The 13,688-nt window shown below is 46.5% G+C and carries 13 protein-coding genes; 10 read left to right on the forward strand and 3 right to left on the reverse strand.

Annotation, left to right across the window (positions count from 1 at the left end; all coding sequences use genetic code 11):
- The first annotated feature begins 79 nt into the window (after positions 1–79).
- The 3 genes from RIF36_RS06670 (at position 80) to RIF36_RS06680 (ending at position 1,507) form a co-directional block, all read left to right on the forward strand.
- Positions 80–367 carry a hypothetical protein gene (locus tag RIF36_RS06670; RefSeq protein WP_350078653.1) on the forward strand — a complete coding sequence of 96 codons (288 nt, stop codon included), beginning with the start codon at positions 80–82 and terminating at the stop codon, positions 365–367.
- Between the two features lie 2 nt (positions 368–369).
- On the forward strand, positions 370–894 hold the full coding sequence (locus RIF36_RS06675) for a GNAT family N-acetyltransferase (RefSeq protein ID WP_350126559.1): 525 nt from the start codon (positions 370–372) through the stop codon (positions 892–894).
- A gap of 88 nt (positions 895–982) precedes the next feature.
- On the forward strand, positions 983–1,507 hold the full coding sequence (locus tag RIF36_RS06680; protein ID WP_152001633.1) for a DinB family protein: 525 nt from the start codon (positions 983–985) through the stop codon (positions 1,505–1,507).
- Positions 1,508–1,550: 43 nt separating this feature from the next.
- On the opposite strand, the gene RIF36_RS06685 is transcribed toward RIF36_RS06680, so the two are convergent.
- A complete protein-coding gene (locus RIF36_RS06685; protein WP_350126562.1) occupies positions 1,551–2,306 on the reverse strand; it encodes an NUDIX hydrolase in 756 nt (251 codons plus the stop codon).
- Between the two features lie 109 nt (positions 2,307–2,415).
- Between RIF36_RS06685 and RIF36_RS06690 the strand changes: the two genes are divergently transcribed.
- The 6 genes from RIF36_RS06690 to RIF36_RS06715 all read left to right on the forward strand — a co-directional run bounded on the left by RIF36_RS06690 (position 2,416) and on the right by RIF36_RS06715 (position 9,653).
- Positions 2,416–4,305 (forward strand): glycoside hydrolase family 3 protein, encoded by a 1,890-nt coding sequence (locus RIF36_RS06690; RefSeq protein WP_350126565.1) that lies wholly within the window; start codon positions 2,416–2,418, stop codon positions 4,303–4,305.
- A gap of 3 nt (positions 4,306–4,308) precedes the next feature.
- A complete protein-coding gene (locus RIF36_RS06695; RefSeq protein ID WP_350126568.1) occupies positions 4,309–5,088 on the forward strand; it encodes a carboxylesterase family protein in 780 nt (259 codons plus the stop codon).
- Positions 5,089–5,183: 95 nt separating this feature from the next.
- The gene (locus tag RIF36_RS06700; protein ID WP_350126571.1) at positions 5,184–6,668 is read left to right on the forward strand and encodes an acyl-CoA synthetase; all 1,485 of its coding nucleotides are present in this window, start codon (positions 5,184–5,186) and stop codon (positions 6,666–6,668) included.
- 9 nt (positions 6,669–6,677) lie between these two features.
- Positions 6,678–6,803 carry a hypothetical protein gene (locus RIF36_RS06705; RefSeq protein ID WP_339785459.1) on the forward strand — a complete coding sequence of 42 codons (126 nt, stop codon included), beginning with the start codon at positions 6,678–6,680 and terminating at the stop codon, positions 6,801–6,803.
- A 5-nt stretch (positions 6,804–6,808) separates the two neighbouring features.
- Complete coding sequence (locus tag RIF36_RS06710; RefSeq protein ID WP_350126574.1) at positions 6,809–8,326, forward strand: sodium:solute symporter family protein; 1,518 nt, start codon at positions 6,809–6,811, stop codon at positions 8,324–8,326.
- A 103-nt stretch (positions 8,327–8,429) separates the two neighbouring features.
- Positions 8,430–9,653, forward strand: a complete 1,224-nt coding sequence (locus tag RIF36_RS06715; RefSeq protein ID WP_350126577.1) for a hypothetical protein — start codon at positions 8,430–8,432, stop codon at positions 9,651–9,653.
- A 2-nt stretch (positions 9,654–9,655) separates the two neighbouring features.
- Here the strand turns inward: RIF36_RS06715 and RIF36_RS06720 are convergent, their stop codons facing one another.
- Positions 9,656–10,333 carry a GIN domain-containing protein gene (locus tag RIF36_RS06720; RefSeq protein ID WP_350126580.1) on the reverse strand — a complete coding sequence of 226 codons (678 nt, stop codon included), beginning with the start codon at positions 10,331–10,333 and terminating at the stop codon, positions 9,656–9,658.
- Positions 10,334–10,493: 160 nt separating this feature from the next.
- Between RIF36_RS06720 and RIF36_RS06725 the strand changes: the two genes are divergently transcribed.
- Positions 10,494–12,488 carry a monovalent cation:proton antiporter family protein gene (locus RIF36_RS06725; RefSeq protein ID WP_350086842.1) on the forward strand — a complete coding sequence of 665 codons (1,995 nt, stop codon included), beginning with the start codon at positions 10,494–10,496 and terminating at the stop codon, positions 12,486–12,488.
- Here the strand turns inward: RIF36_RS06725 and RIF36_RS06730 are convergent, their stop codons facing one another.
- Positions 12,489–13,454, reverse strand: a complete 966-nt coding sequence (locus RIF36_RS06730) for a calcium/sodium antiporter (RefSeq protein WP_350078671.1) — start codon at positions 13,452–13,454, stop codon at positions 12,489–12,491.
- Positions 13,455–13,688: the final 234 nt, after the last annotated feature.

Below are 13,688 nucleotides of genomic sequence, written 5' to 3' on the forward strand. Positions count from 1 at the left end.
CAGTATACCAGATTTGATTCATTTTTTTGTTGACAGCCAGTCAATGAACGTATACTTTCGAGGCAAATAAAATGACATTATGACTTTCGACGAATATAAGGTATCGATACAGGGAGAAGCTCCCCCAGTAAACCTGAATGAAGAATTAAAAGGGCTCTGGTGGGACGGAAAGGGCAGCTGGGACAAGTCGCACGAAACGGTTCAGGACTTGGAAAGCGAAAACGCCGCCTGGGTGCACGCCTATCTTCATCGCAAAGAAGGTGATATTTGGAACGCCGACTATTGGTACCGAAGAGCTGGTAAAGTAAGGCCAGCAACTACCCTTGACCAGGAATGGGAGCAAATCGTTAAAACTTTGCTGGACTGAACATGAGTAAAACTACCTCATTCAAAAGAGTCGAAACCGATCAGGCAGAGACCCTGCTTGACATAGCAGAGCTAACCTTTCGGGTGGGCTTCCAGCACCTCAACGACCCGGCCGATTTTGAAGCCTATATGGCAGAGGCGTTTTCATTGCAGCAAACGAAAAAGGAGTTGGACACCGAAGGTTCGGAGTTTTACTTTGCCATGATGGGCGAGGAAGTCGTCGGCTATATCAAGCTTAATCACGGCGCAGCGCAAACGGACATTGCTACAGAACCGGGCATCGAACTACAGCGCATTTATGTAATGCCGGAGCATCAGGGGAAAGGAATAGGGCAACAGCTGCTGGACTATGCCATCAGCATCGGCAAAGCGGGGCGGTTCCCATACCTTTGGCTGGGTGTGTGGGAGAAAAATGAGGCAGCCATTCGCTTTTACAAAAGACACGGTTTTGTACAATTCGATAGTCACACCTTTATGCTGGGAAACGATCCGCAAACGGATCTTCTGATGAAGCTGCCACTAGGTTGAACTGAATAGATAACTTTAAAATATTCAGGAGCTTACGTTAATAATTTGAAAAAGCGTATTTTCATCCTCTTACTAAAACCCTACAACCATGAAAAAGAATTTTTATCTAACGCTTGCGCTACTTGCATTGGTCAGTGGCAGCAAATGCTTAGCTGCAGACCCAGCCTACCTTGTTAAGGAATGGGAAAGGGCCAAGGCCTTCACTTTGGAATACCTGGAGGCCATGCCAGCCGACAAGTATGGCTATAAGCCTACGCCTGAAATCAGGTCGTTCGAACAGCAGCTGCTGCACCTGGCAGATGCGAACTTTGGATTTACAGCCGGGATCACCGGAACGGCCAGCCCCATTGAGCGTGGTGGAGCGGAAAAGTCTGCAGGCAAGTCGAAAGAAGTGACCGTAAAAATGGTTTCCGACAGCTACGACTTTGTGATTAATGCACTAAAGGGAATGACGGCGGCTCAGATGGCCGAAACGGTTAATCTCTTTGGTATGGACATGACCCGGGAGGTAGCCTTCGGCAAAGCCTTTGAGCACCAAACACACCACAGGGGTCAAACTACCCCATATATCAGGCTGGCTGGCGCCACTCCGCCGAACGAGAAGTTATTTTAATACTTTTTAAACCCTTACTAAGTCTTGCGGCTTAGTAAGGGTTTTACCAGCTCCCCTTCAGCCCAATTTTTAAGGCAGCGTTGTATTTTTTTACGTCAAAACTATAGAGATAAGGTGCCTTGTGAGCACCCCCTTTTCTTCTCTCGCCCAGGTCTTTTAAAATGCCATAGGCAAGCATTTTACGTTGGAAATTTCTTCGATCCAGTTCTTTCCCTAAAATAGTTTCATATAACTTCTGAAGTTCCGGCATTGTAAACTTGACCGGAAGCAACTTGTGACCAATAGGCTGGTAGTTTATTTGAAACCGTAAAGTGTCCAATGCCTTATCCGCTATCTCCCGGTGATCAAGTATCATGTCGGGCAGCTCATCTATGCTTTTCCACTCGCAGGCGTCGGAAATATCATCCGGCCGGGGACTCGCTTTCGAAAATTCTATCAGGGCATAGTACCCCACGGTAATGAAGCGCTGCAAGAACCAATGATCCTTCACCGGATCACGGCCACTTTGTTTGAAAAGCTCAAGATCCATTTCGTGATCGTGCCTGTCCGGATCACCAAATGTATAGAACTGCTTTAGGAAAATATCTTTCAGCCCAGTTCTGTTCTCCAGTACTCTAATAGCTCCCAGGTCAATATGCTCATCCTTCTCCACAAAACCTCCGGGCAAAGCCCATTTGGAGGTATGCTTCATTTTTAGAAGCAGCACCTTTAATTCATTTTCGTGAAACCCAAAAATTACACAATCCACGGAAAGCCCCGGGTGGTACTTTTCAGCAGCTTTATCCAGAAATTCCGACATCTTCTAAGGCGTTCTATCAATCCGGTAGTTAAGAAAAGGAATATTACATCATTCAATTCTAAAAAGAAAATCATACTTTGCGTCATTAATACACATTAATATCACAGCCATGAATACAACACCCCATTTCAGGCTAAGCACATCTGCTGTCCTGGCTTTCCTCTTCACAATCTCATCATGCAACACTCCCAAAAAAGAAACAGCCCAATTCCGTGATCTCAATAAGAATGGCAAAATGGATGTTTATGAGAATCCGTCGGCCAAGGTAGATGATAGGGTGGCTGACCTGCTCTCTCAAATGACTATAGAAGAAAAAGCAGGGCTGATGTTCATCAATGGCACATTTGTTAATGCTGATGGCTCGCTGGAAAAGCAACCCAATGCAGAGGGCTTTGCTGCGAGGCTTCCGTCTTCGTTGCAATCGATTAACGAAATGAAGATGAACCACTTCAATTTCTGGCAGATTCCCGACGTGCAAATGCTTGCAAAAGGCTACAATGCCATGCAAAAAGTGGCCGAGGGCTCCAGGTTAGGGATACCCGTAACCATCGCCTCCGATCCCCGCAATCACTTCAGCGCCAATATTTTTGCCATGGCAGCCAACTCATTCTCACAATGGTGCGAAACATTGGGCTTTGCGGCCATAGGTGACCCACAACTAGTCCGCCAATTTGCTGAAATTGCCAGGGACGAATACCTGGCTGTAGGCATGAAGGTGTCGCTTCACCCTCAGATTGACTTGGCCACTGAACCTCGCTGGCCTCGTATCAGCGGCACTTTCGGTGAGGACGCCGAATTGACTGCAAAGCTGGTCAAAGAATATATCAAAGGCTTCCAGGGAAATACTTTAGGGCCTAATAGTGTGGCGACCATGACCAAACATTTCCCCGGCGGCGGCCCGCAAAAAGAAGGGCTCGATCCGCACTTCGAGTTTCAAAAAGGGCAGGTATACCCTGGCAATAATTTCGACTACCACCTCATTCCTTTCGAAGCAGCTTTTGAGGCAGGAACTGCTTCTATCATGCCCTACTATGGCATTCCTACAGATCAGACAGACGAGAATGTAGCCATGGCATTCAACAAAATGATCATCACCGATCTGCTAAGAAACAAGTATAAATTTGATGGCGTGGTATGCACCGATTGGGGCTTGATTACTGATGCCAACATGGGCAATACCATTTGGCCAGCCCGTGCCTGGGGTGTTGAAGACCTCAGCGAAGAAGATAGAGTGAAAAAAGCTATTGACGCTGGTGTCGATCAGTTTGGGGGTGAAAGCGTTCCCTCTCTGGTAGTAAGCCTCGTTCAATCAGGGAAAATAACCGAGGCCAGGGTCGACGAGTCGGCCGGAAGACTACTCAGGCAAAAATTTCAGTTGGGGCTATTTGACAATCCGTTTGTGGACGAGGCCAATGTGACCAAAATTATAGGAAAACCTTCATCTATCGCAGCGGGAGAAGCTTCGCAGCGGAGAGCGATGACCTTATTAAAGAACGACGGAAAAGTACTGCCTCTTCAGGGAAAGCCTAAAATTTTTGTAAAAAACATTGCAGACTCCGTGGCGGCCAAATACGGAACCGTAGTGAAATCTCCTAAAGATGCTGATTTTGCTATCATTCGTATCAATGCCCCCTGGGTGCCGATCGAGTCAGAAAACTTTATGGCTCGTGGATTTCATCATGGAGACCTGGATTTCAAAAACCCGGAAAAGGAAGAGATTTTGGACTTATTAAACACCGTGCCGACGATAGTCAATATCTACCTTGACAGACCTGCGGTAATCCCAGAAATCAATGCCAAAGCAAAGGCATTAATTGCTGACTTTGGCGCCAGCGACGAAGCTGTATTGGATGTTATCTTTGGCAAAGCATCTCCTGGTGGCAAACTACCCTTCGAGTTGCCTTCTTCAATGGAGGCTGTGAGGAACCAGAAGGAAGATCTTCCTTATGATAGCAAAGATCCACTATATACATTTGGTTTTGGCTTATCTTATGAATAGACTATGAACAAACTACTCACCCTGCTAATCCTGACGGCCACATTCACAAGTCGTGCTCAGGACTTCTCACTTTTTGAGAAAAAGGAATTTATCAGTGAAAAAGGAGATGTGCTACCCTACCGAATCCTTTATCCGGAAAACTACGACAAGACAAAAAAGTACCCCTTGGTGCTGTTTCTACACGGTGGAGGCGAACGAGGTACGGACAATGAAAAACAGCTGGTGAATGGCGTGAAAGCTTTTCTGGAACCTGAAAACAGGAGCAAGTTCCCCTGTATCGTTATCGCCCCGCAGTGTCCTGAGGACTCATACTGGGCATCGGTCAAATTTGAAAGAACAAAGTACCCACTGGAGCTTGATTTTAACTATAGCTACGACATCACCAAAGGCTTGCAACTGGCCATTGACCTTACGAACAGCGTGGCGAAAAGTGAGTCCGTCGATAGCAAGCGGGTCTACATCACCGGCCTCTCCATGGGCGGCATGGGGTCGTTAGAGGCTGTGTATCGGTATCCGAAAATGTTCGCTGCCATTGCCGCCGTCTGTGGTGGTGCCGACCTCAATGCCTACTCAAAAAAGCAGGCAAAAATACCCTTTTGGCTCTTCCACGGCAGTGTGGATGGCGTGATTGCCGTCGACAATTCAAGGAAACTTAACGAAAAGCTGAAGGAGATAGGAGCCGATGTGCAGTATACGGAATATCCTGGCGTCAATCACAATAGCTGGGAAAATGCCTATGTGGAGCCTGACCTGCTTCCCTGGATGTTCTCAAAAAGCAGGTAGCGCTTACTTTGGTCAAACCAAGTCGTCGCCAACCAGGGGTAAACGCTTGTTGGTCGGGTCAATTTTGCTTATGTTGTTAGTTAGGAACCTACTCAATGCTACAACTCTTTCAAAAGGCTAAAATTTATGCTCAGAAAGCTGCCATTGTATCAAATGGCAGTTCGTACACTTACCAACAGCTTCTTTTTGCCTCTCAGCAGTTTGCCACGCTCCTACTAGATGGCGCTTCTGATTTAAAGGAACGACGAATTGCTTTTCTGGTAGAGCCAGGGTTTGACTACGTCAAGGTGCAATGGGGTATTTGGCAGGCTGGAGGTGTTGCGGTGCCGTTATGCACGAGCCACCCACTTCCATCGCTTCAGTATGTGATTGAGGATACCGAAGCCTCGGTGGTTGCAGTTTCACCGTCGTTCAGGGAAATACTACAGTCCTATGCTGAGACCAGGTCAATCACATTCATTGTGCTGGAACCTGAAAACGACAGCAAGCCAGCAGCACTGCCGCAGATTGAAAAGTCACGCCGGGCTATGATTCTATATACAAGCGGCACCACCAACCTGCCGAAGGGAGTGGTGACGACGCATGCTAACCTGGAGGCGCAAATTTCGACACTCGTCACCGCCTGGGGCTGGACATCTACAGATCACACTTTATGCATTTTGCCACTTCATCACGTGCACGGCATTATCAACGTGGTTAGCTGTGCCTTGTGGTCGGGAGCTGCTTGTGAGTTCTTGCCTTCCTTTTCAGCAGAAAAAGTATTCTCCATATTTGCAGCCGGTCGGCTCAATGTGTTCATGGCCGTGCCCACCATCTATTTCAAGCTCATTACCCATTTTGAAGCGCTTGAGGCAAAAGAACAACAAATGCTCACGGCCGCCATGAACAAGTTTCGGTTGATGGTGTCGGGTTCTGCTGCGCTGCCTGTGTCGGTGATGAAAAAATGGGAGAAAATAAGCGGACACCGACTGCTGGAGCGCTACGGCATGACTGAGATAGGCATGGCCATCAGCAATCCCTACGAGGGGGAACGAAAAGCTGGTTTTATTGGGCTACCGCTGCCAGAGGTCAGCATCAGGCTGGCGGATGAGGCAAATATTGAACTGAAAAACACTTCTGTGCCTGGCGAAATTCAGATAAAAGGAGCAAATGTCTTCAAAGAATATTGGCGAAAGCCTGAGGCAACGACCGCATCTTTCACTAGCGATGGTTGGTTCAAAACAGGTGATATTGCCGAGGTTGAAAATGGCTACTACAAAATTCTTGGCAGGAATTCAGTGGATATCATTAAATCGGGTGGATACAAAATATCGGCCCTGGAAATTGAAGAAGTGCTCAGAAGCCATCCGGCCGTCAGCGATTGCGCCGTAGTTGGCCTTCCCGATGAAGAATGGGGGGAAATAGTGGCCGCTGCCATTGTTGGTGACTCCTCGCTCGACACTGAAGAACTCACCCCCTGGCTCAAAGCCCGCATGCCGGGCTACCGGGTGCCGAGAAAATACCTGTCACTTTCAGAGCTTCCCCGAAATGCAATGGGCAAAGTGACAAAAAACGACGTGAAAAAGCTTTTCAACACCTAACCCAACACTATGAGCTTCTGGATCAGCTTTCCCTTTTGGATGATGCTTTTACTCCTTGTACTCAATAGCTTTCTGGTGTCCAGCTTCAGCGATCGTATCAAAGACGATGACACCAACAACCCCGTGGGACACTGATCAACATGGACTACTTATCACAACACGGGCTCACGCTCCTTTTAATTGCTGTTTATGTAGGACTTATTATCTACATCGGCTGGCATTTTCAAAAGAGGGCTTCTCAAAATGTAAATGAGTATTATCTGGCCAACCGAAAAATCCCAGGCTGGGTAGTGTCCCTGGCTTTTTTCTCTACATTCATTAGCACCAGCACCTACATCGGTCAGGCTGGTGAGTCTTTCAAATATGGTCTTTCCTGGGCCTATGTGGCGCTCTTTTGGGTAGTGTTCTGCATGATCTCATGGCTGGTGATGGGCCCCAGAATGCGCAGTCAATCCATACTGTTAAAATCGGTGACGGTGCCCGACTATTTTCACCTGCGCTACCAAAGCAATCTTTCCAAGAGCATCAGGGTGCTGTCCTCCTTCATTATTCTTTTTGCCACACTCTGGTACATGACCGGCATTGCCAAAGGCGGTGCCAACTTGCTTAATACCGTGCTGGAGGTCGACTATGGCCTAGGTGCGTTTATCCTGATCTTCTTCACCTGTGGCTACACCATGGCGGGCGGCATGTACGGTGTGATGTGGACAGATGCCATACAGGGCATCCTCATGTTCCTTGTGGCCATTATCATGCTCATTATTCCTTTCTACTTTGCAGGAGGCTACTCACCACTAATGGAGAAGCTCGCCAACCTCGAGCACGTAACGCCCGATGGCACCCCAATTGGCGACGGCATGATGACGTTTGGGGGGGTAGCAAGCATGTACTATATTATTGCGATAGGGCTCACGATAGGCATGAAGCAGGTGTCCGACCCCAAGCTGATTATCCGGTTTTACTCCATCAAGGACAAAGCCAGCATGAAGTTCGCCATGACCTGGACGCCTATTTTCTTGGGTATTTCGCTGATTTGCGTGATGTGTGTGGGGGCTTTGGTGCATGTTATGGTGAGTGATGAAGAGGCTGCTTATCTCATCAACAATACGGATGAAGTTGTTGGCGTAATGTTCAACAAGCTCAATAGCCCAACAGTAAGTGGCATTTGCATGATGGGGCTTTTTGCTGCAGGCATGTCCTCGCTAGCCTCTGTCACGTTTATCGCAGGCACTTCTATCGTTAAAGACATCTGGAATATCTGGAAGCCGATGGAGGAGAAGAAAATTGTCGGCCGCACAAAGTGGGCCATGCTGGGCTATTGTTTAGTGGTGTTCCTCTTCACACTTTATCCTCCGGCGGGCGTGGTAGAAATGTCTTCCTTTGCAGGGTCAGTTTTCGCCGCCAGTTTTTTCCCGACCATCTTTGGAGGCCTTTACCTGCGCTGGGGCACCGACATCGGAGCGCTATCCAGCATGGTGGCTGGCATGGCTGTGAATGTGATCTGGCGCTTCGGAATCCGGTTCAATTTTGAAGGCATGGAACAGGTGCATGAGGTCTTTCCGGCGTTTGTAGTTTCTTTTCTGGTGTACGTGGTGGCTAGTAAATTGACTTCTAATAGGGTACCTGACAAAGAACATTTGAAATTAGTTTTCAGCTAGAGTTTGTCGTAAAGGTATTCATTTACCTCTTCAGATATTTAATGATAAGAACTTTCGTTGAATTAGCCTTGTATTTTCTACTTTTGTCTAACATAGATACAGTATGAGAAATAAGGCTTTTTCAATACTAATTTTAGTAACTACGGTTTTCATCATGGCCGGGTGCGGAAATGATATTGAGTCGCCAGCCAAGCCTACCTGGGACAAAACTTTTGGTGGAGCGGGCGATGACTTTGGAATTGATATTAAGACTACTTCAGTTGGAGAAATTATTATACTTGGACAAAGTCAAAACTTAGCTTCGGATTCGTCATTTGCAAGAGTCATCAAACTTTCCGCAGACGGCAACATCCTGTTTGATCGAACGATTAAGACCAGAAAATTCTCTGTTCCAAATGGATTGATGCTTAATGCCACTGATGAAATTATTGTCTTTGGCAAAACCTATGATATCGAAGGCGAGTCAAACTCCTATATTCTCAACCTGTCGTCTTCTGATGGATCAATTAACTGGGAAAAAGTTCACGACCTGGGAATCGGCGACGAAATAACAGGTATGATAGGAAGCGAGAATGGAAAGTACCTGGCTGTTGGAAATTTGAAAAATGAAGACGGCGGCTTTTCCGGGGTCGGCTTGCAAATGAGTGTCGTTATAGAATTCAGTTCTGCGGGAGACTTGCTGGGTTCCGGACATTATATTGGCTTGTACGGTCCAGGAATGATTTCGAAAGGTATAACAATTGATAAAAATGACAACTACCTCGTTCTGGCTGCAACATACCCTAGCGTCGTAGAGTATGAAAACGATGCGTACAGAGGTTTTTCATGCTTCTACATGCCGAAAGACCCTTTTGGACAAATATATTTCGCATATACTCTCGATTTCGAAATTGAAAACATCACAAATAGTACCGGTTCCTATGTCCAGAAAATGGACGGCTCTGATGTAGCTTTTCTGATGGCTTCAGGTACCAGTGCTGGAGGAGCAAAATCTCAGACCATTCTGCATGAGCTAAACTTATCGTCTTCCGATGATCCAATGAATGCTAGTTTTATTGACATATTCGCCAAAGACCTACTTTTAACTGCCGAAGGAAATTTCATATTAGTTGGCGATCAGGCGTCTACACGAGATCTGGTGGTTAAAAAAGTAGGCCCGGGTTTGATTGAAGAATGGTCTAAGGTATTTGGGGGTAAAAACAGGGACACTGGTAGCGGAATTATCCAGATAGGCGACTACTACTATATCTTAGGCAGCACCGAGTCAGAGGGGGCTGGGCTAAATGATATCTGGATACTTAAGATTGACGCATCAGGGAATTTATAGCGCTAAACCCCAAAATTCACATACTCGACTTCCCGCTGCTGCTGCAAAGCTTCCTCCGACATGATCACGCCACCACTACTTGTGCTCTTGGTAACTTTGGACGGAGAGCCGTTGTAAATAACTCTCCCATTGTTGGTTGCTTCTATTTCCAGCGACTCAGTTGCATGTATGACGACCGAGCCCTCATCCCAAATCCTCACTTCTGCGCTTTTTGACTCAAGCCCTGACCCATACAGTCTGCCCTTCTCGGCCATCACATGAAGGTTTTCCACCTTACCTTCAAGCTTTACAGTGCCCTTGAGTAAATCCAGGCTCAAACTCTCTCTGTTCACGTGATGCATATAGATGATCGACTCATGTGTCGACTCGATACGGGCCAGGTTAGGGGAGCCGAGCTTCAAATTAATCGGGCCAGCCAGAGATTTGCCTTCTTTCGCAGAAATAATCAATGTTTCTCCCAGCAGCTCCCACTTGAGGTTCTCAAAATCAGCCTCAGACACCACTAAAGTGCCATGAGAAGGCTGACTGGCATCCACCTCAATATTGGCCTGAACATCGACAACCAGGGAGGTGTAGTGGCCAAAGTCCTTTTCGTGAGCTACATATTCGTTAGACTGCGCCATAGAGGGCATAACACTCAGAAAGAAAAGGCTGATAAAAAAGGCTGAGAGTAGTTTCATGGTGGTGGTGATTTAACTTCAATATGATCATAACAAACAAAGCGAGTGTCACCCTTGCGTTAATTTATGTCAATTTTTGTCACCAATTGAAACTGAACTATTTCACTCATGCCAACTTCCTTGCCCCAGCTTTTAGTAATTTGCACCCAACAAAACCACTATGCAAATACCGATTCTTACCGAAATAGTCATCATCCTTGGCATTTCCGTGGTGATGATTCTCATCTTCAACCGCTTTAAGCTGCCTTCCATTTTGGGTCTTTTGGCTACGGGCATGGTTGCCGGACCACACGGCATGGGGCTCATTCAGGCCTCGCACGAAGTCGAGATGCTGTCGGAGATTGGTGTGATTTTCCTGCTTTTTGTCATTGGTGTGGAGTTTTCTTTCAAACATTTAACATCCATAAGGAAAACAGTATTTGTCGGCGGAACCGTGCAGGTGGCTGGCACGATTTTGGTCACATTTGGCATTGTTTACATGTTTGGGCTGTCGTTCAAGGAGTCGATTTTTGCAGGCTTCCTTGTATCGTTAAGCTCCACCGCCATCGTGCTGAAGCTGCTACAGGAAAAAGGCGAGATCAATACCCCTCACGGCCGCATTGCCTTGGGCATTCTGATTTTTCAGGACATCATTGTCGTTCCGATGATACTTTTTACGCCTATCATTGCCGGTAAAACCGGAAATATTGGCGAAACCATTCTCATTTTACTGCTCAAAGTAGTTGCGGTAGTCGGTCTGGTGCTAATCATGGCTCGCTATATTGTTCCAAAACTGCTGTTCAGGGTGGCCCAGGCAAAAAGTCGTGAGCTCTTTATTCTGACCATAATCGTTATCTGTTTTGCAACGGCCTGGCTAACCTCCTCTATCGGTCTGTCCCTGGCACTGGGTGCATTCTTTGCCGGCCTCATCATTTCTGAATCAGACTACAGCCATCAGGCCACTGCCAATATTCTGCCATTCAGAGAAATATTTATCAGCTTCTTTTTTGTGTCGATCGGCATGCTGCTCGATCTCAAATTCCTTTTTGACCACCTTAGCGTTGTTTTACTTTTAACTTTTCTAACACTTTTTGGAAAGGCGCTGATTGCTGGCTTTGGGGCGGTCCTGCTCAGGTATCCCTTCCGAACAGTCATTCTTTCCGGCCTCATGCTCTGCCAGGTAGGAGAATTTGCCTTCTTGTTGTCGGCAACAGGCATCGAAAACCAAATCCTTAGCCCATTAACCTATCAGTATTTTCTCAGTGTGTCGCTGATCACCATGGGACTTACGCCATTCATTCTCAGTTATGCTTCCAAAATTACCGATGTGGTGCATAGCAAAACGCCGAACCCGCTGGTAAGAAAGATTCAGGCACTGTCGTCTGATGTTGAAACTGAAGAGCCTGACGAGCATGAACTGAAAGATCATCTGGTAATCATTGGGTACGGCATCAATGGTAAAAATGTAGCAAAAGCAGCAAGAAAGGCCGCTATTCCATACGCCATTGTTGAAATGAACCCGGCCACTGTAAAACAGGAAAAAGAGAGAGGTGAGCCGATAATGTATGGAGACGCCAGCGACGATGTGATTTTAAGGCATGTTCAGATTCAGTCAGCCCGTGTGGTGGTCATCGCCATATCCGATCCTTCTTCTACCAAACGAATAGTCGCTAAGATCAGAGAGTTCTCCAACACAGTGCATATCATTGTTCGCACCCGTTATATCAACGAAATTGAAGAATCCAAAAAGCTTGGGGCTGACGAAGTTATTCCGGAGGAATTTGAAACTTCAATCGAAATTTTTACCCGGGTACTTCGGCACTATCTGGTTCCCCTAAATGAGATAGAGACCTTTACGCAGGAGGTTCGCTCAGGCAGTTATGAAATGCTCCGCAGCCCGCTGATGAGAACCGAACAGGCAGCAAAAAACCTCAGCATTCAGGACCTGGAGATGGCATGTGTTGTATTGGAACGGGAGGATAAATCAATCGTCGGAAAAAGCATTGCAGAATCGAGAATAAAAAGCCGCTACAAGCTCTTCATACTGGCCATCCAAAGAGGGCAAGAACTGCTCACCGACATAGACGGAGACACTGAAATCAAGCTTGACGACAGGCTGTATGTGTTTGGCAAACCTGGTAACATCCTGAAGCTCAATCAGAAGGTAAAGGTTTGACTAACCCCTATAAACAAGGTAAACGATGTAGCCTACATAAAGGAGAACAAACACAATTCCGTTCACCCTGTCAATGGCGTTGCGCCTGCCGGTGGTGAGCGACAAAATCATGAGCGCACTGGCTACTATTAACACCAGAATGTCGGCATTATTAACCAGAGAAAACTGTAGAGGTTTAATAAAAGCGCTGATCCCAAGTATCCAAAGAAGATTAAAAATATTTGAGCCTACTACGTTGCCAACTGCAATGTCCGTATTGCCCTTGTAGGCGGCCATCGCCGAGGTAACCAGCTCTGGCAAAGAGGTGCCAATGGCAACGATAGTTAACCCAATAAAAGTTTGCGACATGCCAAAATACTCCGCCATAGCTACGGCTCCGTCTACCACCCACTTACCTCCCAAAAACAAGCCGAGAATGCCAATGCCAATGTAAAGCACCGACTTTGGCAACAGCATAATTTCCACATGCTCCGTATTTTGTATCTCCTGCTCCTTGTTTTCTCCGGCAATTTTGAAAATATATGCCATAAAAAGTGCGAAGAACACCAATAGTATCAGGCCATCCCAACGACTTATACTTAGCGTTCCCGGGTCGCCAAACAAGGCGGCGTTGGCCAGGTAAGCAACCAGTAATGTGGCGGTCAGTGAAAAAGGTATTTCGGAAAGTACAGTGTTTCTCTGAATGGGTAGCGGGCTAATAATCGAAGAGATTCCGAGAATCAGCAAAATATTGGAAATATTGCTGCCGATGATATTGCCGACAGCAATGTCTGCATTGCCGTCGAGGCTGGCAAAAATGTTGACAATCAGCTCCGGCATGGAAGTGCCGAAAGATACAATCGTGAGCCCAATAATAAAGTCCGAAATATTGAATCGCTTCGCAAGCGAAGAGGCACCTTCGACAAGCAAATCAGCCCCTTTAATTAGTGCTGGAAAACCCAGCACAAAAAGTAAGTACGTTAACATAAGTAATCCAGTTGATGGCTCCCCTGCAGCATATTCCCCACAAAAGAATAATTAAACTAATTCCTCTAATAGTACTAAATACTTGCGTGCGTAATAAAAGTAACCTCCTTGTCAGTTTACAAAAAATTGTTGTGAACCATATCAAAAAACCTCAAATGACCGATTTACGGTTGTTATAGTTGAATTTGAGGTAGTTAGTCCTAAAGATATCATATTGCCATCGAAATACTATGA

It is taken from the genome of Imperialibacter sp., assembly GCF_040222815.1.
GTDB lineage: Bacteria > Bacteroidota > Bacteroidia > Cytophagales > Cyclobacteriaceae > Imperialibacter.

Excerpts from the sequence above, each read along its gene's own strand:
- RIF36_RS06670 (WP_350078653.1), top strand. The coding sequence starts at position 80 with ATGACTTTCGACGAATATAAGGTATCGATACAGGGAGAAGCTCCCCCA.
- RIF36_RS06675 (WP_350126559.1), top strand. The coding sequence starts at position 370 with ATGAGTAAAACTACCTCATTCAAAAGAGTCGAAACCGATCAGGCAGAG.
- RIF36_RS06680 (WP_152001633.1), top strand. The coding sequence starts at position 983 with ATGAAAAAGAATTTTTATCTAACGCTTGCGCTACTTGCATTGGTCAGT.
- RIF36_RS06685 (WP_350126562.1), bottom strand. The coding sequence starts at position 2,306 with ATGTCGGAATTTCTGGATAAAGCTGCTGAAAAGTACCACCCGGGGCTT.
- RIF36_RS06690 (WP_350126565.1), top strand. The coding sequence starts at position 2,416 with ATGAATACAACACCCCATTTCAGGCTAAGCACATCTGCTGTCCTGGCT.
- RIF36_RS06695 (WP_350126568.1), top strand. The coding sequence starts at position 4,309 with ATGAACAAACTACTCACCCTGCTAATCCTGACGGCCACATTCACAAGT.
- RIF36_RS06700 (WP_350126571.1), top strand. The coding sequence starts at position 5,184 with ATGCTACAACTCTTTCAAAAGGCTAAAATTTATGCTCAGAAAGCTGCC.
- RIF36_RS06705 (WP_339785459.1), top strand. The coding sequence starts at position 6,678 with ATGAGCTTCTGGATCAGCTTTCCCTTTTGGATGATGCTTTTACTCCTT.
- RIF36_RS06710 (WP_350126574.1), top strand. The coding sequence starts at position 6,809 with ATGGACTACTTATCACAACACGGGCTCACGCTCCTTTTAATTGCTGTT.
- RIF36_RS06715 (WP_350126577.1), top strand. The coding sequence starts at position 8,430 with ATGAGAAATAAGGCTTTTTCAATACTAATTTTAGTAACTACGGTTTTC.
- RIF36_RS06720 (WP_350126580.1), bottom strand. The coding sequence starts at position 10,333 with ATGAAACTACTCTCAGCCTTTTTTATCAGCCTTTTCTTTCTGAGTGTT.
- RIF36_RS06725 (WP_350086842.1), top strand. The coding sequence starts at position 10,494 with ATGCAAATACCGATTCTTACCGAAATAGTCATCATCCTTGGCATTTCC.
- RIF36_RS06730 (WP_350078671.1), bottom strand. The coding sequence starts at position 13,454 with ATGTTAACGTACTTACTTTTTGTGCTGGGTTTTCCAGCACTAATTAAA.